The organism is Blautia sp. DFI.6.71 (assembly GCF_020593585.1).
GTDB classification, from domain to species: domain Bacteria; phylum Bacillota; class Clostridia; order Lachnospirales; family Lachnospiraceae; genus Blautia_A; species Blautia_A wexlerae.
Map to the genome: position 1 here is coordinate 15053 of NZ_JAJDMJ010000031.1, position 21038 is coordinate 36090.

The 21038-nt window shown below is 45.8% G+C and carries 24 protein-coding genes; 1 reads left to right on the forward strand and 23 read right to left on the reverse strand.

Annotation, left to right across the window (positions count from 1 at the left end; genetic code table 11):
* Positions 1-6 precede the first annotated feature (6 nt).
* The 14 genes from LJE12_RS12915 to LJE12_RS12980 all read right to left on the reverse strand — a co-directional run bounded on the left by LJE12_RS12915 (position 7) and on the right by LJE12_RS12980 (position 15023).
* Positions 7-1302: a right-handed parallel beta-helix repeat-containing protein gene (locus LJE12_RS12915; RefSeq protein WP_227226715.1), complete on the reverse strand. Its 1296-nt coding sequence runs from the start codon at positions 1300-1302 to the stop codon at positions 7-9.
* Positions 1262-1717, reverse strand: coding sequence for a hypothetical protein (locus tag LJE12_RS12920; RefSeq protein WP_118411192.1), 456 nt, complete (start codon positions 1715-1717; stop codon positions 1262-1264). Before LJE12_RS12920 ends, LJE12_RS12915 begins: the two co-directional genes overlap by 41 nt.
* Before the next feature lie 173 nt (positions 1718-1890).
* Positions 1891-2802, reverse strand: coding sequence for a carbohydrate ABC transporter permease (locus tag LJE12_RS12925; RefSeq protein WP_118411193.1), 912 nt, complete (start codon positions 2800-2802; stop codon positions 1891-1893).
* A 13-nt stretch (positions 2803-2815) separates the two neighbouring features.
* Positions 2816-3730 carry an ABC transporter permease subunit gene (locus LJE12_RS12930; protein ID WP_118411225.1) on the reverse strand — a complete coding sequence of 305 codons (915 nt, stop codon included), beginning with the start codon at positions 3728-3730 and terminating at the stop codon, positions 2816-2818.
* 18 nt (positions 3731-3748) lie between these two features.
* The gene (locus tag LJE12_RS12935) at positions 3749-5128 is read right to left on the reverse strand and encodes a hypothetical protein (RefSeq protein WP_227226714.1); all 1380 of its coding nucleotides are present in this window, start codon (positions 5126-5128) and stop codon (positions 3749-3751) included.
* Positions 5129-5290: 162 nt separating this feature from the next.
* On the reverse strand, positions 5291-6973 hold the full coding sequence (locus LJE12_RS12940) for a recombinase family protein (protein WP_227226713.1): 1683 nt from the start codon (positions 6971-6973) through the stop codon (positions 5291-5293).
* 118 nt (positions 6974-7091) lie between these two features.
* Positions 7092-7358, reverse strand: coding sequence for a DUF6870 family protein (locus LJE12_RS12945; RefSeq protein ID WP_007884026.1), 267 nt, complete (start codon positions 7356-7358; stop codon positions 7092-7094).
* A 596-nt stretch (positions 7359-7954) separates the two neighbouring features.
* A complete protein-coding gene (locus LJE12_RS12950; RefSeq protein WP_015560007.1) occupies positions 7955-8365 on the reverse strand; it encodes a sigma-70 family RNA polymerase sigma factor in 411 nt (136 codons plus the stop codon).
* Positions 8366-8824: 459 nt separating this feature from the next.
* A complete protein-coding gene (locus LJE12_RS12955) occupies positions 8825-9691 on the reverse strand; it encodes a metallophosphoesterase (RefSeq protein WP_155175850.1) in 867 nt (288 codons plus the stop codon).
* Between the two features lie 122 nt (positions 9692-9813).
* A complete protein-coding gene (locus tag LJE12_RS12960) occupies positions 9814-12174 on the reverse strand; it encodes an ABC transporter permease (RefSeq protein WP_227226712.1) in 2361 nt (786 codons plus the stop codon).
* The gene (locus LJE12_RS12965; protein ID WP_041254460.1) at positions 12158-12853 is read right to left on the reverse strand and encodes an ABC transporter ATP-binding protein; all 696 of its coding nucleotides are present in this window, start codon (positions 12851-12853) and stop codon (positions 12158-12160) included. Before LJE12_RS12965 ends, LJE12_RS12960 begins: the two co-directional genes overlap by 17 nt.
* 64 nt (positions 12854-12917) lie before the next feature.
* Positions 12918-14147: a sensor histidine kinase gene (locus LJE12_RS12970; RefSeq protein WP_155175846.1), complete on the reverse strand. Its 1230-nt coding sequence runs from the start codon at positions 14145-14147 to the stop codon at positions 12918-12920.
* Positions 14144-14842, reverse strand: coding sequence for a response regulator transcription factor (locus tag LJE12_RS12975; protein ID WP_012741667.1), 699 nt, complete (start codon positions 14840-14842; stop codon positions 14144-14146). The genes LJE12_RS12970 and LJE12_RS12975 overlap by 4 nt, the downstream gene beginning before the upstream one ends.
* Positions 14835-15023, reverse strand: a complete 189-nt coding sequence (locus LJE12_RS12980) for a helix-turn-helix domain-containing protein (RefSeq protein ID WP_015560012.1) — start codon at positions 15021-15023, stop codon at positions 14835-14837. Before LJE12_RS12980 ends, LJE12_RS12975 begins: the two co-directional genes overlap by 8 nt.
* A 150-nt stretch (positions 15024-15173) precedes the next feature.
* Here LJE12_RS12980 and LJE12_RS12985 point away from each other — a divergent pair, with 150 nt between their 5' ends.
* On the forward strand, positions 15174-15533 hold the full coding sequence (locus LJE12_RS12985; RefSeq protein WP_054754179.1) for a helix-turn-helix domain-containing protein: 360 nt from the start codon (positions 15174-15176) through the stop codon (positions 15531-15533).
* Positions 15534-15734: 201 nt separating this feature from the next.
* Here the strand turns inward: LJE12_RS12985 and LJE12_RS12990 are convergent, their stop codons facing one another.
* From LJE12_RS12990 to LJE12_RS13030, 9 genes are all read right to left on the reverse strand, one after another.
* Positions 15735-17081, reverse strand: a complete 1347-nt coding sequence (locus tag LJE12_RS12990) for a relaxase/mobilization nuclease domain-containing protein (protein ID WP_227226735.1) — start codon at positions 17079-17081, stop codon at positions 15735-15737.
* A 158-nt stretch (positions 17082-17239) separates the two neighbouring features.
* Complete coding sequence (locus tag LJE12_RS12995; RefSeq protein ID WP_227226711.1) at positions 17240-17587, reverse strand: plasmid mobilization protein; 348 nt, start codon at positions 17585-17587, stop codon at positions 17240-17242.
* Positions 17584-17748, reverse strand: coding sequence for a hypothetical protein (locus LJE12_RS13000; protein WP_014080207.1), 165 nt, complete (start codon positions 17746-17748; stop codon positions 17584-17586). Before LJE12_RS13000 ends, LJE12_RS12995 begins: the two co-directional genes overlap by 4 nt.
* A gap of 12 nt (positions 17749-17760) precedes the next feature.
* Entirely contained in the window at positions 17761-18345 is a 585-nt protein-coding gene (locus LJE12_RS13005) for a hypothetical protein (protein ID WP_227226710.1), read from the reverse strand.
* Between the two features lie 13 nt (positions 18346-18358).
* Entirely contained in the window at positions 18359-19318 is a 960-nt protein-coding gene (locus LJE12_RS13010; protein WP_227226709.1) for a hypothetical protein, read from the reverse strand.
* Positions 19319-19497: 179 nt separating this feature from the next.
* A complete protein-coding gene (locus LJE12_RS13015) occupies positions 19498-19851 on the reverse strand; it encodes a cysteine-rich VLP domain-containing protein (RefSeq protein ID WP_110104192.1) in 354 nt (117 codons plus the stop codon).
* 4 nt (positions 19852-19855) lie between these two features.
* The gene (locus tag LJE12_RS13020; protein ID WP_187016090.1) at positions 19856-19999 is read right to left on the reverse strand and encodes a hypothetical protein; all 144 of its coding nucleotides are present in this window, start codon (positions 19997-19999) and stop codon (positions 19856-19858) included.
* 29 nt (positions 20000-20028) lie between these two features.
* Positions 20029-20778: a DUF4366 domain-containing protein gene (locus tag LJE12_RS13025; RefSeq protein ID WP_227226708.1), complete on the reverse strand. Its 750-nt coding sequence runs from the start codon at positions 20776-20778 to the stop codon at positions 20029-20031.
* A 2-nt stretch (positions 20779-20780) separates the two neighbouring features.
* Positions 20781-21032: a DUF4315 family protein gene (locus LJE12_RS13030; protein WP_015563850.1), complete on the reverse strand. Its 252-nt coding sequence runs from the start codon at positions 21030-21032 to the stop codon at positions 20781-20783.
* Between the last annotated feature and the right edge of the window lie 6 nt (positions 21033-21038).

Genomic DNA, 21038 nt, shown 5'->3' on the forward strand with positions numbered 1-21038 from the left:
TCCTCTTTATTCACCATTCAGAATTATAATTTTATTGTTTTTTAAAGTAACTGTCCCATCCTGCATACTTTCCCTTATCAGTGGAACTTCACGTCTCATGTGGAATTCATTTTCAGTCACAAGGGCATCAGGATTACATGCAGGACTGATAAGCCCTCCCAGATCATCATAACTGATATTTTTGCGGAAGATATTATGAACAGCTTCCTCCATACAGAACATGATGCAGCCGCCCTCGTTTAACCGGCTGTAATTATACTCATATAAGGTGCCATCTCCAGAATCTGCATCATATGCCATACCATCCTGGTTTAGTCTGGTATCTGTAACTTCATTGTAACAGAACCTGGCATTTTTACATTTCCATGGCCATATGGCAGCCGCTACCTTTCCCATTCTGTCTTCCGGGTATCGATACACAGAATCATTCATCTCTTTTGCACAGCTATCTGCAATATTATGTTCTGTCAATGGCTCAAGGGAATACATAGGAGTAATTGCATCTCCTCCTGCCTGACTGACATAACAATTGCGGATGATTATATTCTCATGTCCGTATTTCCTGAAAGTTTCTTCATCAAGCTCTACCCCGGAAAACTTCTGATGCTGATAAGTATATCCCACGGCAATTCCCCACCGGCTGACTCTCCACACAGTACAATTCTCTACAGTAACCCCGTCATATCTTGCGACCCCTGTTTTTTCTTCATTGTCCGGTGTTAAGGCAGTCATATAAATACCGCCATTGTTCATATGCTTGTTATAAACGTTTCCTGTAACATCATGAACCCATACATCCCGTATGGTGATATCATGAAGTGTCCCTCCGTTTTTCGCCACTACAGCAATACCGGTTCTGTCCATTTTGTGTGGTGCCGCATATTCTTCCATAGTTGTGTATGGAGATGAGTTTATTATGATCAGATCATGAACCAAAATATATTCCACATCATAAAGAAGTAAGGCAGAGGATACCTCTCCTTTATATACATGAGATGGCGAGTCCAACGGTGCTCCATAATCCTGATACCATATTCCGGTGCCGTTTGAATGAATGCACGGCATGGTACCTTCTCCATAGGCACCGATTTCAATTTTGTCAGACCTGGTTCCCCTGCCCTTTATATGCAGGTACTGGTTTTCAAAAACAGATCCTCTCTCCAGCAAAACACGATCACCTGGATTTAATTCCAGATTATTAATCCTGTCCAGGGATCCAAATGCTGTTTCCGGTGCTTCACCATTGTTGCAGTCATCTCCATTAATGCTGCTTACGTAATATGTTTTGAATTTCCTGCTCATATTCCTTCTCCCGTATCCGTTTTTTTATTACTGTAGCTACTTCATCATAAGAAAAGCTGTCACCCTGATATCGGGTAAACAGTTCCCGATGCCCGTTCCAAAATGAAACCATATCTTTAGAAGTAATCGTTGAATAATTATAACTTCTTTTAATCAAAGGTTTCTCTGAAACAAAATCCAGTCGGAATCTTGTCAGCTCATACTGTATATATGCAGGCACTGAAAAATTGCTCAGACCATATACAGTAATTCCTTGTTCAAGAAGTTCTTTTCTTTTTTCGTTTTCCAATATGCGTCTGCGTTCTGCTGCTTCCAGACTGCCATCAGCGATCTGCCCCAGTTGTACGGCAAATTCAAGGCATGCCTGCACATATTTCATTTCTTCCTCATTCATAAAGCCATATTTATTTGTCATTATTCTGTAATCTCCCATTATCTGCCTGTTGAAGAGTCTGATTCTGCGAATCTCAGCTTTCTGTAATATTTATAAGAAAATGCTGACTTGACAATATCAATGTTCTTCTTAAGCTTTCATAAAATAAAAATCCCTGACATCCGTTATAAGCCGAGTGCCAGGGATTTTAATGATCAGCCTTTAACTGCTCCGACCATAATACCTTTAGAGAAATATTTCTGCATAAATGGATATAATGCAAAAATTGGTAAGGAAGCCAGGACAGTTATTGTCATACGAATTCCTTTTGGAGAAATAGCCGCCATTGCCTGCGTCATATCAGCTCCACTTGATGCAGTCTTTAACTGTTCTGCCAGCCTTTGTGCCTCATTGAGGTAATTATACAATAAGTACTGTAATGTTGTCAGTGATTCATTGGCACGGGTATAAATATGATTATCAAACCATGAGTTCCACTGTCCTACAGCGACAAAGACTACAACTGTTGCAATAATTGGTTTGCACAGCGGAAGTATAATTTTGAAAAAGCAGGTTATATATCCGGCTCCATCCAGGGAAGCAGATTCTTCCAGTGCCGGCGGAAGCTGTTCTATGTATGTTTTGATCAGTATCATATTGTAAGCGGAAATCATTGTAGGCAGAATATATACCCAGAAATTGTTTAACAATCCATATGATTTCATAACAATATAAGTCGCGATCATACCACCACTGATATACATGGTAAATACAACAAATCGATATAATATCTTTCTTGCCGGCATTTTATCTTTTGTAAAAAGATAGGCAAGGAATGAACAGCAGAATACGGATAATCCTGTTCCTACCACTGTTCTCAGCACGGACATCCCTAATGCCGGGAAGAAACCTTTTAACGTAAGAATTTCTTTATAGTTACTGAGTGTAAATCCGGCCGGATGTATTACCGGAGGATTTACAGATGCCGCTGTTGTATCACTGAAAGAATAGCATAATACATACCAGAAAGGATAAATACAGATCAACGCAAGCAGTATCATCAGTAAAGTATCAAACACAAGAAATGCTTTTCTTGATGGAGAACTTTTAATTTTCATTTCGCCCATAATTTTCTCTCCTTTAGATAACTGCTCTACCTCTGATTTTTTTTGCAACCAGATTTGCCACCACAACTAAGGTGATACTTACAAGTGATTTCACAACACTGATGGCCACGCCATAAGAATAGTCCATATTCTGAAGACCTATTCTATAAGTATAAAGATCCAGAACTTCAATGTTTGTCGCTGTCAGTGAATTCTTAAACAGAAGATACTGCTCATATCCTGTATTTAAGAAGTTACCAATATTCAGGATAAACAATACAACAAAGGTTTCCATCATTGCAGGCAGTGTTACATGAAGAGCACACTGGAAATATCCTGCCCCGTCCACTCTCGCTGCCTCATACTGTTCCTGATCGATTCCTGAAATAGCTGCCATATAGATGATCGAGTTCCACCCCAGGGTCTTCCATTGCAACAGGAAAGACTGGAACCAGTATACTGCTTCATTTGAGCCCAGCAGGGAATTGGAGGCATCTCCAAGTCCCATTGCTGTTGCCAAACCTGTTACAATTCCATCAGAGGCAAATAATGCTGTAGCAAGAGAAAAGATAATAACCCAGCTGATGAAATTTGGGAGGGTTGTAAAGGTCTGTGTAAATTTCTTGATCGGACCATTCCTGAGTTCATTAAGCAGAATAGCCATAAACATAGGTAATGGTGTTAAACAGATATTGATGATTGCAAAAATGAATGTATTTTTTAATGATCTTAATATATTGTCATCTCTGAAAATAAGTTTAAAATAATCCAATCCTACAAAGTCACAGTTAAAAATACTTACCCCTGGTACATAATCAAAAAATGAGTAAATCCATCCAAATATAGGAACATAGCTAAACAAAAAGACTATTACGATAAATGGCATTGCCATCCAAAGCAATTTGTAATCTTTTGGTGTCTTTGTCACCAATGCCTTTTTCCGGTTCATAAGCATGCTCCTTTCTCTTTATTTGCTTTCTAATTTGTCAATTGCACTCTTTGAAGTCTCCCATGCATTCTGCCACCATTCGACAGACTCTTCGACACCCGCATCCGCAAGCTGCTGTAATAATGCTTCCTTTGCAGATTTGAAAGCTTCATCTGATTCTGCCTGTACAAGACCTGGCAAAGCATTTTCAGTAATTTCAATACAGTTACTGTCTATACGAGTGATGTTCTTTGGTGTTATCTCAAGACACATACGAATAGTTGGGTTAACCTCGCTGAGATCCATACTTGTGCCATCTTCAATACGATTCTTCAGAAGATCACTTGGTAAATCAATATTAAACTGTTTGCAGAGATCCTGTTCAGCTGTGGTAAGATTTGCTTTCATGACATCCTCATCATTCCAGAGATTTACAAGTCCACCATCTGATAATACATTGTTGTAATCCCAGCCAACAAGATTGTCTGTACCACTATCACTGATACCACTTGCTTTCCATTCGTCTACACGGCTGCTGTCGTTCTTCATACTCATTGTATCATCTGTCAAATGAGGTTTTCCATCGTCGCCCTTTTCCCAGCGTCCTTCAATACCAGATTCTGCACTTCTGGCAAACTCACTGCTCTGAAGATAGTCAAGCACCATGACTGCTCTTTCAATATTTGGGGAATGAGAAGAAACGAACATATATTTTCCTGTCCATCCGGCTCTGTTTGGTTCATTAACCCAACCCAATTTAGATGGTAACGCAATGTATTCCTTGTCTGTTCCCTTGTTATTTGTATTATATGTTCCATAGAACCAGTTTACAGTTCCACCAAGATACTGACCTTTTGTATATTTTTCTGTAAGATCCTCACCCTGGGTGATGAAATTATCCGGATCCAATAAACCTTCTCTGTAGAGTTTGTTATAAAATTCCACACCTGACCAGAATGGAGTTTTTACATCTTCATCTTTATCATAAATGTCCACTACTAAATCATTGGTTTTTGCATCCTGAACGTACAGACCATCCTCAAGGTTTACATATCCTTCTCCCAGACATCCTTTAAAGAAGTAAGTATGAAGATCATTATCATTATAGGCACTCATTGCATAGGTTTCTAATCCGTCCTCTGTTTTTGGATAGATTTCTTTCATCGCTTTTAATGCCTTAATATAATCATCATCATTGTTAATTTCCGGGCATCCAATCTGCTTATATAAATCCCAACGAACTACATACCCTGTCGGAACTACAGAACCATATTTTTTCTCAGCATTTTCAGAAACTACATGAGGAGTAACAAAATACTGTGTGTCTTTGTCATCACTCTTAAAGTTCTGCATGATTGTATTTCTGTAATTCATATCATCTGAAAAGATATTTGGTGCAATATTTTTATAATCCAGCAAATTTACCGCATGTTTTCCTTTTAAGACACCCTCAATATTTGCATCTGCAATTTGTACAATGTCTGTGGTATTTCCACCGGACAGATCAAGGTTCAGGCTCTCCTGATCATATGATTAGCGCCTATTAGGAAAACACACTGTCAAAGGGGTTCGTAGCGGGGGTTAGCCCGCTACTGCGGTATCTTCCGTAGTGTTGATTTCAATGTACTCGGCAATCTTGCGGAGTTCGTCAGCAAATTTGAATTTCACGCTGATATTGCCGTTTTCATAGACCTTGATATAGTCCACAAGTTCAACCAAGATTTCACGGTTGAGGGCTTCAATGTTCTGATACTTCATAAAGGCTACCAGTGCAGGATGCTCGTTGTCCACACCGTTTGCCAGTTCTGCGCGTTCAGTGTTCAGCCGGGTAAGCACCGCGGAAATATCAGAAGTCTGCCGTTCATAGTCAGCCTTCATATCCCGGTATTCCTGCTGGGTGATTTCACCGTCTTTCCAGTCCTGATAAAGAGATTGCTTGTAGCGTGTTATCTTTGTCAGTTCCCGCTCTTTTGCAGCTATCAGATCGTCCAGTCGGTAAGACTGGCTTTTTTTGATTGGAGCGGAATTGATCTGCGTGACGATTTCCGAGTAGGAAACAGCCAAATGTACCTGATGCTGTACAGCGAACAAAACAGCAGCCTCCAGCCGTTCATGCTTGATTGAGTGCATGGTGCAGGCTGTCCGGGAACGGTTCTTGTAGGTTGAGCAAGAATAATATACATTGTTGTTCTTGCCAACGCATCGGGTAATGGCCCGCCCGCAATCGGCACATTTCAGAAAGCCGCTGAATAAATGTACCTCACGGCCTTTCGGGGAAGTACGGGTATCACGCTGTAAGAGAGCCTGTACCTTGTCGAAAGTTTCATAGTCGATAATGGCCTCATGCGTTCCAGCCACTTCCACCCATTCCTCGCGTGGAACAGCTTCAATCTGGTGTACCTTGTAGCTTTTCACCCGGCTTCGGCCTTGGGCTAAATCCCCGGTGTAGGTCGGATTGGTAAGAATGGAGTGGATCATGCGGACTCCCCACATAGGATCGTCATACCCTCTTGTCGAAACAGGCAAGCCCTTTTGTACCTTGTAAGCCGAGGGGCTCGGTACGCCGTGTTCGTTCAGGTACAGCGCGATAGCACGTTTTGATGACCCTTGAATAAGCATTGTGAAAATGAGTTTGACATTTTCAGCAGCATCGGGATCAACAATCAGCCTGTGCTTGTCCTTTGGGTGCTTTACATAGCCGTAAGGAGCAAATGCTCCGATATACTGGCCGTTGCGCCGTTTGTAATCAAATACCTGCCGGATCTTTTTGGAAGTCTGATAGCAGTAATTATCGTTCATCACGTTTGTAATGGGAACGATGATATTTGAAACGCTGTCGGGGTTCTTGTAGCTGTCCACATTCTCAGCAAGGCTAATAAAGCGAACACCCATTTGAACAAACAGGTTATCGATCAAACTTCCGGCATCGCTATAATTTCGTGCGAAGCGGGACAGGTCTTTTACTATAACGCAGTTGATTTTACCACTCATGACATCCGCCAAGAGCCGTTGAAAATCTTCACGGTTGGCGTCCGTTCCAGTATGACCATCATCCACATATTCCGTGATGCTTTCAAACTCGTCAATGTTGCGTCGGTAAAAATCGTTCAGTAGGTCACGCTGGTTCTTTACGCTGTTGCTATCGTCTTTTCCTTTTTTCAAATCTTCCTTTGAAAGCCGGATATAGATGCCCAGCCGCCAGCGGCGGATTGTGTAAGAGGGAGAGAAACTCTGCTGATACCCTCTGTTTTTTGCTCGTGCCATTGTTCCTCCTTCCCTATCACATTACACTTATATTATAACTCTGTCCGGGGAGGACAACAAGGATGCCTCCACTTCGGGACACTTTGTCTCGAAGAAGCAAAACGAGCTGTAACCGAAGTTACAGCCCGCTTCTTTGCCGCAGCAGGAAATCCGTCAGCTTATCTTGGAGAGATGGCCCGCTTTCAGCAAATTCAATTTTCACGCCAACACCACCGATGCAAAAGCAGTATGGATTTTTGACAGTCTGCAAAAATCGAGAGATGCGCTCCTTTCGGGAAAGCGCATTGTCAAAGGTCATACCGCTCACATCAGGCAGGGACTCGGCAGCCACTGCGCCAATGTCAACGCTTCTCATTTGTTCAAGTTCCTGTGTAGTTAATTTCACGGTAAACCTCCTTCGCAGATTGATAGAACGCCTCCCGCTGTTTGGTGGGGAAACGCAACAGGCCAGCACCACCGGGATGCTGGCCTGTTGCCTTACTCCACCTTGGGACACTTTGGAGCCGTTGACAAACGCCTATTTTGAAAAAAGGCTTTGATTTTTCTGCCCGGTCTTTGTCGATTTTATGGCAGAAACGGCTTTTTCCTGAACTTTTTTCAAGACGGTTTTTTTAGAAAACCACTTTGTCTCGAGGTTTATTATAGTTTTTGAATATTAGAGAGTGCCGCACATATTTACTTGGCCTGTCCAAAGACAATCGTTATTTTCTGTGCGGCGCTCTCACCGCAAGTAAAGCGACAAGCCCGGAGGAACAGGCAGCCAACCTGTTCAGCACCGGATCATGGCCTTGGGATGGCCGGGCCCATTTACAGTGTTGGTGTTGTTCGCTCAATCTCTTTTGGGAAATGTCACCGCGCACCCACCGTCTGGCTCCACGTACTTACTCAGGGTTGCCGTTATTCCCTTGCGTTAGGAAGAAAACCTCCTCTCATAAACCGAGACATTTTTTCATCAATTCCAAGTGGGTTAAGAAGAAAAAATCAAAAAGTTTTTTTCATGCGTTCAAGGCCACGCTTGATCGACTGGCGAATAGACTCCTCATGTACGCCCTCGGCCTCGGCAATTTCCTTAATCGACTTGCCAAGAATGATATGTGCGTCAATTCTACGGCCTTGGATCTCCGGCAGAGAATTGAGAGCGTTCCACAGACGAAGAAAGGTTTCCATCCGTTCAAGGAGCTCCTGCGGGGTCGGCTCATGCAGGCAAGCGGAATACTCAATCCCGTCATCGCAGTCCAGAGAATACTGCGCCTTGTGCCGGGAGAGCCGCCGCTGGTAGGCCATTTCATAACGGGCATCGGCCTTGAATACCTCGGCAACCTCGTCAGAAACTTCGATAAGCTGATCCTGCGTGTACCAATAATAAAGATCTTTCAGATTGATAGTAGTCATCGTAAAATCCTCCATTTCAGTTTGTTCGGGGTTGGTCGGAAACGAAATGGAGTAATGGCGGAGAACGGCACCGCACCTCGGGACACTTTGTCTCGAAGTCTGGAAAGCAAAATACGCCTGCGCGACACAAGGCCACACAAGCGCACGAAAATATATTATCGGTTATGTACTGTTTAATTTCACATTCAAAGCCGGACTGCTTCGATGGAGGGGCTATGCTTTTTTTAACTGGTGCAGATCATGGATACTGCGAAAAAGAGAAAAGGACACGGAAAATAACCTCCAATCGGCTACCGTGTCCCTGCAAGTCGTCATTGGTTTGTGTAGACGCAAAGAAACGGCGGCTCTGAAAATCAAAGCCGCCGTTTCAAATGGGCGTGTCAAATTGTCTGCTCTACGACGGCTTTTTTTCTTTTGCCGTCGTGCGGCAGATCATTTCAATATTCGGTTGAAGTATCGTTATTCGGTGTTAAGTTCTACTAATACAACCTCTGGACGATTATTAAATCGGAATGGAATAATACTATTTCCAAGGCCGCGGCTAACAACCATATTTGTCTTTCCGTCTGTATAAAGGCCGGAATCATATTTAGGAAACAGCCCTTGATTGGGGGCAACGAGCCCCCCAATAAAAGGTAATCGAAACTGCCCTCCGTGTGCATGACCACATAAAACCAAATCAACACCACAGCATACATAGGTTTCAAATAACTCTGGCCGATGTGATAGCAGTATAGTGTAACTGTTTTCGTCATCAATAAGGCTATTCAATTTTGTGTTGACCATGGCTGGCGCTTCATTAAACATATCGCCCTTAATCGTAAAGTCAGAATCAGAAAGCCCGATAAGGGTAATCATTTCGTTGTTATGCACTAACTGTATTGCTTCATCTTCAAGGACAGTTACGCCAGACGCTTCAAGCCCTGTTTTGAATTGATCATAATGTGAGAAGTTAGCTTCGTGGTTTCCAGTTACAAAGTAGACAGGGGCTATTTGAACAGCTTGTTTTATAAAATCAAACGCAATCTCAATGTCTGTATGTCCAGCATCGATTAAATCTCCAGTTATCACAATAATATCCGGTTCGTGTTCAGACAGCAATTCTATCAATTCTGTATTGCTTTCTCCAAATTCAGCATTATGCAAGTCGGACACTTGTGCAATCCGAAAATTAGAAAAGGCAGATGGTATGCGATCGCTGGAGATATTAACCATACTTACCATCAATGCTGAATTGCCCCATATAGTATAGATTATCAAAACCAGCAGTATAGTTGTTAATACACAAATCTTCACCAATACTCTGGTGGAAAGGATTTTTTTCATTTTTTCCTCTCTTTCATCAACTTAATTATAAAAAAATCAGCTTACAAACAGGTGAATTTCAACTTACGAATTTGTAAGACAAAAGTGGGCGGCTTCTAAAGCCACCCGCTTCAAAAGTAGAATTACTGTGCGCTGATTGTATCAACAATGGACATATTGCGTATTCTCTTGATTGGCCCATGCACAGCCAGAATTACAGAGCTTACGACAATTAACAGAATAACAGCTACCTCTGGTAATGGAGGAGTCCAAGCATCCCCCCATCTATAACTTATCAACATTCCAAACAATAGCTTGTTACAAAACAGTCCCAACACCGTACCAACTACACCGCCGATTATGGTATAGGTGAAGGCTTCTGCAACAATCATTTTACTTAGCTGTCCCATGCTAACGCCGATGGCACGGAAAGCGCCATACTGTTTCAACCGTGCAGACACACTCATGGAAATACTATTGATTATGTTAAAAATTGTAATCATTGCAATTAGGACGAGGAATCCATAGATGAACAGCCAAAAACAATAGTAAGTTCCCATGGTACTGCTGTTACCCATGCGTTCATCAGCGAAAGTAAATGAGGAATCTACCATTTGGCGGATCACATAAACATCTTCGTCTGTTGTGCCTTTCACTAACTGCACATCAATAACCGTATATTTCGACTCGCCAGTAATTTGTTCAAATGTATCCTCTGAACAAATAATTGTTCCAACACCGGCGGCACTGTAAAACGGACAGTCGGACAACATTCCCACGATTTGGATTTCTTTACTTTGTCCGTTTGTATTCAACGATACAGTATCGCCTATTTGTATTGTGTTCTGCGAATTATAAACAATTAAGCCCGTCCCTAAATCAGTTTGCACAGATTCCAGAGAACCCTCTAATAAATAGTCCTTTGCCCAATCAAATTGATACTGCTCATAAGAGATTAAATCCATCTTTTTTTCAATACCGTTTGTGACAGACGGAACCTCGTATGCAAATTTTCTTCCATACGCTAAATCCACAACAGGATTTTCCTTTAGATCATCAAGTAATGCTTTGTCAATAGCACAGACGTTATCAGGGCTTATGATAGATAAATCTGCTGTCCAAGGTTGGAGCGGTGTTAAGGTATGCTGCATGAACTCAACTGTTACAGAGAATGAAAGGAAAAGGATAATACTGAGAGCAAATGAGCTTGTCATCAAAAACAGATTTTTCCGATTTGCTTTTGCATGATAAATTCCAAGTGCTGTATCAATCTTAAGCAGTTGTGTATTAGCAGCATTTCTTGCAGGCTCCAAGTCGTTTGCATTACCGGAAACCGCTGCCAACGGAGATACTTTTGCTGCTTTCTTTGCCGGAGAATAGGCAGCGAACAAAACCGTTACCAAGCCCACAACGATTCCTGCAAGAATGCTTGGTACGCTAAATCCGAATGTAGGCATCGCTTTGAAAAATTCCGGACTTAGGAAACGCAAAATCGCACATAAGACCCAAATGACAACTATACCGATGGAAATACCCACAGGGATTGCCAAACGGCACCAACTAAGCGCCTCTTTCCGTACTAAGCGCATAACCTGTTTTGGGGTTGCACCGATACAGCGCATAAGGCCGAAAAATTCGGTACGCTGGGCTACATTGCTGTTCAGGCTGCTTGCAATCATCATAATACCAGCTAACATTACCAGTACAAACAATACAGCCGCAGCCAAGTAAACCTGTAACAAAAAGGGAACGCGGCTTTGTCCAAGCAATCCAAGCAGATTGTTGTTGGAAGATATTTGTTCATTCGATAAATTGCATTGTTCTTTCAAATCTGCAATTTTCCCTTGTATATTTCTTGTGTTTGCAAATTGAGTAAAAAACATAATGCCGTAATCATTCGGCTCCCCGTCTGATACATTCGGATAAATCGCGCAGTAATCCTCTGTGTTCAAAATGATGCCGTAGGAGTCGCCACTCATGATCGAGGCGGTATTATTCATAAATCCTGATATGGTAAAATTCAGTTTATCGCCATCAGGAGTTTCTACGGCAATGGGATCACCAATCGCAACACCCATTATCTGCTTTGCATTTTCAGTCACCAACGCTTCATTACTTGTCTGTGGAAAAACACCTTCTTCAATTTGGTCAGTCCAGATTTCAGTTATATAGCTTTCATCACAACCGCATATCGCTACATCTTTTCCACCCAAAGTGTAGCCTAAATCTCCACGATAATTGAGTACGCCATACGGTGAAAATACTTCAATATCAGGGCGTGAAGCAATAATTGCTGCTTCTTCATTGCTGATATTCTTAATGGCAATATGCCAATTCCCAGACTCCTGCTGTGCCTGCAAAATCTGGCTGCGGATGAACATATCTGCCATTCCAAAAATAGTTGTAACCAGAAATACCGCCAGCACAATGCAGAAAATAGACATTCTGCTTTGCTTCTTGTGGATTTTTGCGGATATGGGAACAAGGTCAAGATAATGCTTCATTTGTTTTTCCTCCCAAATCCGTCAAAACGCCATCTGATACCCGGAACACCCGATCAACGGATGCAGTCAAATCCTTATTGTGGGTAATCATCAGGATTGTTTGCTGATAGCGACGGGACGCCTGCGTAAGCAGGGCGATAACATCCTGACTATTCTTGCTGTCCAGATTGCCAGTAGGTTCATCTGCCAGAATCAGTTTGGGCTTTGTGATTAACGCCCGGCCAATGGCAACACGCTGCTGCTGTCCGCCGGATAGTTGGCTCGGCAGGTGATGTCGACGCTCGGTAAGTCCCAAGAGTTCCAAAATTTCTTCCACTGCTGCCGGGTCTGGTTTGCGATAGTCCAAAAGAAGCGGAAACATGATATTCTGCTCCACATTCAGCTCGGAAACCAACTGAAAGGATTGGAAGATAAAGCCGATATTACGACGGCGGAAAATCGTGCGCTGTTCCTCTTTCATGGAAAACAGGTCTTGTTCATCAATCCAAATGTGGCCGGAAGTAGGGGTATCCAAAGCTCCAATACAGTTCAGTAATGTGCTTTTGCCAGAACCGGATTCACCCACAACGGCAGCAAATTCGCCTTTATCCAGGGAGAAGGAAACCTTCTTCAACGCTTCGACTTTCGCCTCACCCTTGCCATAAGTTTTACATAAATCTTGTACTTTCAATATTTCCATAGTCATCAGTACCTCCTTTCTCAAAAGGATAGCAAAAACAGCTTACAAGCAGGTGAATTTGACCTTACAGATCCGTAAGGAAAGATAGTGTAAACAGCGTACCTTTTCCGACTTCACTTTGTACGGAGATAACACCGTTTTGACCCTCAATAATGGACTTGGCAAGGGGAAGCCCCAGCCCGATTCCTTGTGTATCAAGGGAATGTTTGCTGCGATAAAAGCGTTTAAAGATATGGTAAATATCTTCCGGGACTATGCCGTTACCATTATCAGAAATAAAAATCCGAAACATAGCAGGAGTGCGCTCCCATGTAATACGGACAATACCGCCAGCTTGCGTGTGATCCAGTGCATTTTTTACAATGTTTCCAATCGCTTCACCTGTCCATTCCATGTCACAAATAAGCTGCTGTTCACCATCGCCATCTATCTGAATCTGCTTGCTTTCGCTTTTAGCCCTTGTGGTTAGGTCATTGACTGAATGAGCTATCAGCTCGGACACACGGCAACTTTTTTTCTCAAAAATGATGTTTCCCGTATCCAGTCGGGTTATCTTCAACATGGATAAGATTAACTGCTCCATACGCTTTAGAGAAATACCCATCTTCGCCGCAAACTGTTTGACCGTTTCTGCATTTTCTGGCTCACTTTCAATGATCTCCTGATACATAGTGAGGGCTGCCAGAGGCGTTTTGAGCTGGTGAGATATATCGGATATGGTGTCTTTCAAAAACTCTTTTGCTTTACGTTCTGTTTCATTTTTGGATTGGAGCATAGTTGCAAGCTGTTCTATCGAAGAAAACACTTGGTAGATAGCCCCCTCATAATTCTGCGGTAAATGACAAGAGTAATCCCCGTTGATGTAATTTAGCAATATTTTGTCGGCCTGTTGATACAATCGCTTCCTTTTCCAGAAAAAAATAAATATTCCTATGGCAAGCACAAAGAGAAAAAATAGCACAGTGCATAGCATGGTGCAGAAAGCGGAACGCTGAAATTGATTGAAATAAGGCCGCATACTGCTTTCTGACTGTTTTCCCAAACCCGCAGCCGCTAATAATGACCTACCATCGTCACTGATGTCTGTGTTCGTAAAGGCAACTGCAACCACTTCTTTCGGAACACCCTGTTCCAAAAGTGAGGATGAAACCGCTTCATCATGTTTGAGCCATAGGACTTCCGCATCGTTCACCTGATAAATAGTCAAAACGGTTGCTGTACCTACAAACAGCAGAGCAAACAAAGTCAAAAATAGCAGGAACCCTTTAATCTGTCTATCTTGGTACAAACTCATATAGACACCTCTTTCCATTGGTAGCCGAACCCACGAATGGTTATAAGGTGTTCTGGATGGGACGGATTGGTTTCCACTTTTTCACGAAGCCGCCGTACATAGACGGACAGGGTATTATCATCAACAAAATTTCCTGTATCATCCCACAGCTCATTTAGAATGATGTCCCTTGTCACAACGCGATTTGCGTTTCTTACCAGCAGACAAAGCAAACGATATTCGGCGCTTGTCAAATCCAATGCTTTTCCCTTTAAGGTTGCACGGCTACCCAACAGATCAATGGTAATGTCGCCACATTCCATAGAAGTGTTTTTTTCGCTTTTGGAAACTCCGGCCCGACGCAACAGCGCCCGGATGCGGGAACACAATTCCCCCAGTTTGAAAGGCTTGGTGATATAATCGTCCCCACCGCTATCTAATCCACGAATTATGCTGACTTCTTCATCCGATGCAGTCAGGAATATAATCGGTATCTGCTGATTTTCTTTTCTTACTCTTTCGCATACGTCAAATCCTGTTCCATCTGGCAGAGTAACATCCAAAATCAATAAATCGTATCGGTCGAGTTCGGATAAGTATTGTTTTGCTTCACATACTGTACGGGCAACTTCAACATCAAATTCATTCTTTTTCAAAGAGTAGACCAAGCCATCTATTAGACTGACATCATCCTCCAATAGCAATATTCTATTCATGTTTTAATTCCTTTCCTTGTTTTGTCCTTCCGTCAATCGGCTTTTCTGCGTTCTTTGGGATCAGCCAAACACCAGCCATCTTCACAGCGCCGGGAATACGCCCGGCAGCACAATAGTAATTTACTCTACGAGGTGTCACGCCCCATTTTTCGGCGGCCTCTTTTAGTGTCATATAATCCATTCTGCACCTCCATAGAGTATATTATAGTTCTTCGACTCGAACAATACAAGTTTTGGAAGAAAGGAATGTGAAATTAAATAGTCAGTAGCATGAAATACATAATCGTTCAAATAATATCACATGAAATGTAAAATCATATCAGGTGATGTTATGAAGATAGAACGAGATGAAAGACGCTTTGATTTTCACGATATAGGGCTCGCCATCAAGCGTGCAAGAGAAGCCAGCGGCATGACACAGGAGCAACTGGCCTATATTGTTGACCGCGCTCCACGTACCATTATGTATAATGAAAATGATGGTCAGCATCCAAGCTTCAACACCTTTTATCAGATGGTCACAATGTTTGATATATCGGTGGATCAATACTTTTACCCGTCCCAGAATAGCGGGAGCGAGTGCAGGAAGCGGATTGATGCCATGTTGAACGCTTTGGACGAAAGAGAATTGAAAATCGTTGAAGCTACAATCCAAGCGATGAAAGCATCGAAAGAAACGGAGGAAACGTAAAAGAAAGCGTAACCTCCGTTTTTTGCGCCATGTTGCGGGTTGCGCGTTTTGGCAAGCAATTCGGGTGTGGCCACACTCCGAAATTTTTGCAGGGCGCAGGGCCCGCAAAAATGCTTGTTGGGGAGCTCCCCAAACCCGCTGTACTTCGGGACAAATTGTCCCAAAGTCCCGGTGCGTTGCACCGTAGTCTGCGGCCCGTCACTATCGTTCCTGGGCCTTATTTTCACGCTCGTCTGTTATGCCGAGCAGATGATCAATGTTCGCTTTTATTGCCACGGCCTCCCGCATTTGCCGCTGGGCCTCCCGGTATTCTGCATAAAGCGCTTTCTTTTGTCCCGCCAGCTCACGGCGGGATTTTTTTAGTGCTTCAATCTTAGGGAGTTTTGCGCCGTTCAGTATGGTGTTCATAGTATCCTTTGCCGCCCGGTAAGTGGCAAGCTCCGCTTCGTGCTGGGCCAGATACTTTTTGCTGTACCGCGCAGCCTTGTACCCATCGAACACCGGGCGGGTCTTGGCATAGTCCACCGTGGCAGCCATCAGCTCCGAGGTTTTGGAAAGAGCCTCCTCCGTTGTGCGGAGCTCGTCAGACAGCTTGTGAAAGTGATCCACAGCAGCCTCGGTGCGGGCCGTCAGCGCCGCATAGTCTGTCAGATGATGCTCCTGCAAATACTGGAGCGCGGCAGCCATCTGTTTTAGGTTGTAGACCTTGGCCCATCGTTCATAGGCCGGGCCTTTGCCCTGGGCCATACGCTCTTGAATGTCGATGATAAGATTAACTCGCCGTGGCGGAACCGTGGGCTCCTCTGGTAGTTCAGGGAGCGGACGTTCCCCAGCAATTACCGCCTTGATGTCCTCCGGGTCAAATCCGGCTCCAAGTGTGGAAGCCCGGAGCCGGGTCGGTTTTTCCTGTCCGGGCGCAAGGAATGAGATGACACCGCCGCGCCCCTGTTTTACGGCAAAGCCGGACTCCTCCATGAGACGAAGAAAGTCGGCAAAGTCCGTGGGCTTTTTCTCCAAAGCGGCGAGAACAGCCAGCCGCACCCGCTGCTTGGCAGAGGGCGGCTTTTCCCCGATCCACTGGCCATAGTGAAGAAAGCGGCCCTTGCTGTGCTGGCGCGGATTTTGGATAACAGACAATTCATGTTCAATGCACACGCGGTCAGAGAGCCGCCGCAGGGCAAAGGACGAACCAATAAAATTATGAAATTTCCGGGAGCGGTCAAAGGCCGTTGCATTAAAATAAATGTGATTGTGGATATGGGCCTTATCGGTATGCGTACAGACAAAGAATTGATGCTTTCCCTTTGTCCAGCGCATCGCCGTTTCATAACCAATACGGTTTGCTTCTTCCGCCGTAACCTCCCCGGGCAGAAACGCCTGCCGGATCTGAAAGAACAGTGCCCCGCGAGATACGGCCCGGCCTGTCTCTGCAAGGTATTGACTTTTTACCAGAAGAAACTCGGCGGGAGCCGTGTTCGGATCGCAGAGATAGGAAGATACGGCTCCCAGCTTTTCCGGGTTCAGGCCATAGGTGAAACGATCCTCCATCGTTTGAATTGCACTTTTTCCCGCCGCTGTTTTATAAGGGCGGATGTAGGTGGTCGCCGTAAAAATCCCTCCTTCCGGCAAACAGTATTTTTACTTTGGGACACTTTGTCCCGAAGTAGAAAAAGCCGGGGAGCGGTATCAACCACTCCCCGGATGAGTCAGAGCTCTACCAGCGCGGAGAGCTGTTTCAAGAGATCAGACAGCGGCCTCCACAAAGCGGCATAGTCCCGCTGCAAGGCCGCGAGTTCTTCGGGATAAATCGCGCCGTAGGTGTTGGCTTGAATTGCCACTTGGTTCAGATTGTTGGAGCAGCGCCGCTGGAGCGAAACCAGCTCACGAACAGGCGAAAGGTCAACATGAAGCACATACCCACTCAGGGCCATTTTCCGCATATAGGCTCCCATATTACGGATGCCAGCCTCCGCCATACGTTCTTGAATCAGAGCCTGCTCCGCCTCCGACACCATCACATGAAGATGGATCGGACGGCGGCGTTTCTTTGTCATCGCTCCTCACGCTCCCGGCTGCGGCAGGCGCGGGGCGGCTCCTTTACCTTATCCAGCGGCTTTTCCTGTTCGTCTGCCGGAACAGGGTGCGGCAAATGAAATTCACGGTGCAGGCGCAGCACCTCCAGTACAGACAATTCCTGTTCACGTTTCTTTTCCATATACGCACCTCCTTATCTATCGCCACGGTCAGGCTGCCTCCGTTGGGGAGCCGGAGCCTCCGAGCCGCGATCTGCCTCCGCCAACTTTGCCGCATTTTTCATCTGCTCGGCAATCGGACGGGGCCTGTCGGGATTATCAGGCGCAGGACGCAGCTCATAGTAGGATGCCTGTTTTTCCGTTAGCGGGCGGGTATAGGTAAGATAGCCCCAAGCCAAGAACGAGCCATTTTCCACCGGGACGCGCTGATCATAATTGAAAATTTCATCCGGCTTGTTATAGGGCGGCTTCGGGAATGTCCCGATGTCCACAGGCCGCTGGGTCGAATAATACTTGTAAAGGCCGGGAGCCTCGGTCTGCCTGATCCCGACGTTATAAATACGCTGATAGTCCTGCACCCGGTCTGTGAAATCCTGTTCCATCGCGGTGCGGTCATTTCCATAGTGACCCCATTCATACTGCCGCTGGCCGTCCTTGTCATCATAGCAGGCCCATGTGACATAGCGGGATGGCGCGGTGGGATGCTCGCCCAATGCAAATCCCCGCCCATTTTCCAGCATGACCGCCTTCAAAATAGCATAGCCTTGATTTTTGTCCATAGTACACCTCCCATCATCGAGACATTTCTTTGTTTTCTCTTTTCACAAACGGCTGGAGCTGATAGGGGCTTGTACCGTCCTCGGGTCGCAGAAAGTCTATCCGGGCCGCAGCACGGATGGCGTTCTGGTTAAGCTGCCGCTGCCATGCCCCTTGGCTGGGAGCCCACTTAAAGCCGTTGCTTTTCAGTTCCTGCCGCTGATCGGCATCGGGCTTTTCCTCGAAAATAATCTGCAAACGGTTTTCAGCCTCGTTGATTTTTGCCTCGCCTCCGGGGAATGTCCAGCCAGCAAACTCGGAGCGGCTGCTCAGTTCCTCAATGCGCTGGCGTACACGGCGGATGTTGGCGTTGTTGTTGGAAAGCAGATAGGCGGGGTACGGCTTGCTTTTATCCAAGTGCCATGACTGCGCCATATCTGCTTTGAGCTTTTCTGCCTGCTCCGGCGTAAGCTCCGGGCAGCCGTCCAGCGTTTTGTGTTTCCGAAAATACGCATTGACCGCCTTCATGGTGGCCTGCTGGAACTCCAGCCCCTCCAGCTTTTTTGTCAGCTTTTCCACGGCCAGATCATCGTCTGCGCTGATCCCGCCCATACCAACAGAGCGGATTTTATCAAGCAGTTTTGAGATCTCCGCATACTCTCCATAGTTGCGATCCCGGGCGGCGTTCTGCTTGTGCTTCTTTGCCACAGGGAAATTACCGCCCCCGGAGATCAGAATAGAGGGTACACGGGCATCAATCACATTGCGTTCATTCAGATTTTCGGCAAGTTTCCGGGCATAGCGATCCACCAGTGTGTCAATCTTATCATGGTACATGGGATCGACACGGGCTTTCTGGCGTTCCGCCGCTGCATACGCTTCATCGACCATTGCCCGGTAGCTCGCCGTAGCGGAGCCCGGCTGATAGTCGGAAAAGCTGTTCATATCCTTTGCCCGCTTTGCGGCTTCTTCATTGATCGGATAATATTTCGGCATAGTACCTCCTTCCACAAAAGCCGGAACTTTGGGACAAATTGTCCCAAAGCCCCGGCAGCTAAAATGTTGACAGCATCTCACGGAAACAGGGCCGGACGTAGAAACATACGCCTCCCGCAGAAAAGGGCCTTAAAAAGCCTTGTCACAAGCGGGTTTTGGGTGTCCTAATTGTCAACACATCAGCCCCGCTTTTTTCGCATATATTCCCGCTGCTGTCTGCGGTGTGCCACCTTTGCACAGGCCGCCGAACAATAGGTTTGCCGTCCATCAGGAGCCACGGCTCTGCCACATACCGGGCAAGCCTTGAAATCCGGCCTTGGCCCCTCTGTCAGCAACGCAGCCTCCAGCGCCGGATCAAGGGGCAGAACAGCCTCGCGGAAGTAGCGGCAATAAGCCCCCGTCCAGCATTTCCCAAACATATAGCACTCGCAATCCAGCGGCAGGCAGCCGCAGTCCCGGTCATAGTTGGCACACCATTTTGACACCAGCCTGCGGATTGCCGCTTTTTCTGTCCGGGTCAGTTCTCGGCCCACAGCATCACCTCCCGTTGCCCGGTGGTTTGAGCTGCTCCCGGTAGCAGAACACGCAGCCGATCCCGCGCCAGTAAGGGCAGCCATCACAGCGGGAGCCCTTCGGCGGCAGGCTGGGCGGCACACCCTTGAAGTAGCTTTTTTCTTTCATAAATCCCTCATAGGGGTTATTTGTAAATCTCATTCATTATCCTCGCTTTCGGTATCGTCCTCGTCCCAAGGCGGCCCATCGTCCTCGGGATCGTCATAATCGGCCAGTTCCTCGCTGTAATCCTCCTCGGGTACAGCAGCTTTTTCATGCTTCGGGCGGTAGATTTTGAAGTACCAGCCTGCACCGCTGCCCAGAACAGCCACTGCTAAAATCAGCAGAAGTGTCCCAGTATTGCTTTTTTGCTGGGGTTCGGGTTCCGGCTCCTCCGCAGGTTCCGTCACCGGAGCGGGTTCGAGAGCTGTGCCAGCACACTCGGTCATGTTGACCGCGCAGACCTCGCAATCCGTATGGATGGCTCCGGGCGCACATTTTTCTGTGCAGGAGCAGGCCGGAAGTTCTCCGCCAGCGGCCTCCAGTGCCGCCAGCAGATCGGCCTCATCCACCATGTTCAAAAAGTAGGTGTGATACTGTTCGCCGTCCTCGTCCACAGGCTTGTCATAGTCAATGACAATGTAAAAGGTGTTGCCGCCGCTGGTTTCCACCGTGATGAACTGCTTGTTGGTTGCAGCATCATAGAGCAGATCGCGGGTCACAAGGTTTCCATCCTCCGAAAAGCCCTCGCCCGGGGTAATGGTGGGTGCAGGTTCCGGGGCCGGAGTTTCTTCCACAACAGGCGGTTCCTCATTTCCGCTGTCCGAATAGGCGTAGGCCGGGATTGCAAAGCCGCATAAAAGAACGGCGGAGCAAAGCCCCGCCGCCAACATACGAATGTGTTTCATATTCAGTTTTCCTCCTTTTCTTCTTCGGACTTCGGGACACTTTGTCCCAAAGTACCTCCATCCTTCAGCTTTTCAAACAGCAGCGGGAGCTCCGTAAGGGAAATGCTCATACCACGCACAATGTCCACGATCTCGCTGTTTTCCGCCTCCAGCTTTTTCTGCTCCAGCTCCTTGAGCCGGGCCTGCTGTTCACTGATTTTGGCCTTGACCTTATCAATCTCGGCCTGAATTTTCATGCTTTTGGTAGTTGCCATTTCAAA

What these genes read in the sequence shown, in the direction of transcription:
- LJE12_RS12915 (WP_227226715.1), bottom strand. Translation starts at nt 1,302, where the DNA reads ATGAGCAGGAAATTCAAAACATATTACGTAAGCAGCATTAATGGAGAT.
- LJE12_RS12920 (WP_118411192.1), bottom strand. Translation starts at nt 1,717, where the DNA reads ATGACAAATAAATATGGCTTTATGAATGAGGAAGAAATGAAATATGTG.
- LJE12_RS12925 (WP_118411193.1), bottom strand. Translation starts at nt 2,802, where the DNA reads ATGGGCGAAATGAAAATTAAAAGTTCTCCATCAAGAAAAGCATTTCTT.
- LJE12_RS12930 (WP_118411225.1), bottom strand. Translation starts at nt 3,730, where the DNA reads ATGAACCGGAAAAAGGCATTGGTGACAAAGACACCAAAAGATTACAAA.
- LJE12_RS12940 (WP_227226713.1), bottom strand. Translation starts at nt 6,973, where the DNA reads ATGGCACGAGCAAAAAACAGAGGGTATCAGCAGAGTTTCTCTCCCTCT.
- LJE12_RS12950 (WP_015560007.1), bottom strand. Translation starts at nt 8,365, where the DNA reads ATGACTACTATCAATCTGAAAGATCTTTATTATTGGTACACGCAGGAT.
- LJE12_RS12955 (WP_155175850.1), bottom strand. Translation starts at nt 9,691, where the DNA reads ATGAAAAAAATCCTTTCCACCAGAGTATTGGTGAAGATTTGTGTATTA.
- LJE12_RS12960 (WP_227226712.1), bottom strand. Translation starts at nt 12,174, where the DNA reads ATGAAGCATTATCTTGACCTTGTTCCCATATCCGCAAAAATCCACAAG.
- LJE12_RS12965 (WP_041254460.1), bottom strand. Translation starts at nt 12,853, where the DNA reads ATGGAAATATTGAAAGTACAAGATTTATGTAAAACTTATGGCAAGGGT.
- LJE12_RS12970 (WP_155175846.1), bottom strand. Translation starts at nt 14,147, where the DNA reads ATGAGTTTGTACCAAGATAGACAGATTAAAGGGTTCCTGCTATTTTTG.
- LJE12_RS12975 (WP_012741667.1), bottom strand. Translation starts at nt 14,842, where the DNA reads ATGAATAGAATATTGCTATTGGAGGATGATGTCAGTCTAATAGATGGC.
- LJE12_RS12980 (WP_015560012.1), bottom strand. Translation starts at nt 15,023, where the DNA reads ATGGATTATATGACACTAAAAGAGGCCGCCGAAAAATGGGGCGTGACA.
- LJE12_RS12985 (WP_054754179.1), top strand. Translation starts at nt 15,174, where the DNA reads ATGAAGATAGAACGAGATGAAAGACGCTTTGATTTTCACGATATAGGG.
- LJE12_RS12990 (WP_227226735.1), bottom strand. Translation starts at nt 17,081, where the DNA reads ATGGAGGATCGTTTCACCTATGGCCTGAACCCGGAAAAGCTGGGAGCC.
- LJE12_RS12995 (WP_227226711.1), bottom strand. Translation starts at nt 17,587, where the DNA reads ATGACAAAGAAACGCCGCCGTCCGATCCATCTTCATGTGATGGTGTCG.
- LJE12_RS13000 (WP_014080207.1), bottom strand. Translation starts at nt 17,748, where the DNA reads ATGGAAAAGAAACGTGAACAGGAATTGTCTGTACTGGAGGTGCTGCGC.
- LJE12_RS13005 (WP_227226710.1), bottom strand. Translation starts at nt 18,345, where the DNA reads ATGGACAAAAATCAAGGCTATGCTATTTTGAAGGCGGTCATGCTGGAA.
- LJE12_RS13010 (WP_227226709.1), bottom strand. Translation starts at nt 19,318, where the DNA reads ATGCCGAAATATTATCCGATCAATGAAGAAGCCGCAAAGCGGGCAAAG.
- LJE12_RS13020 (WP_187016090.1), bottom strand. Translation starts at nt 19,999, where the DNA reads ATGAAAGAAAAAAGCTACTTCAAGGGTGTGCCGCCCAGCCTGCCGCCG.
- LJE12_RS13025 (WP_227226708.1), bottom strand. Translation starts at nt 20,778, where the DNA reads ATGAAACACATTCGTATGTTGGCGGCGGGGCTTTGCTCCGCCGTTCTT.
- LJE12_RS13030 (WP_015563850.1), bottom strand. Translation starts at nt 21,032, where the DNA reads ATGGCAACTACCAAAAGCATGAAAATTCAGGCCGAGATTGATAAGGTC.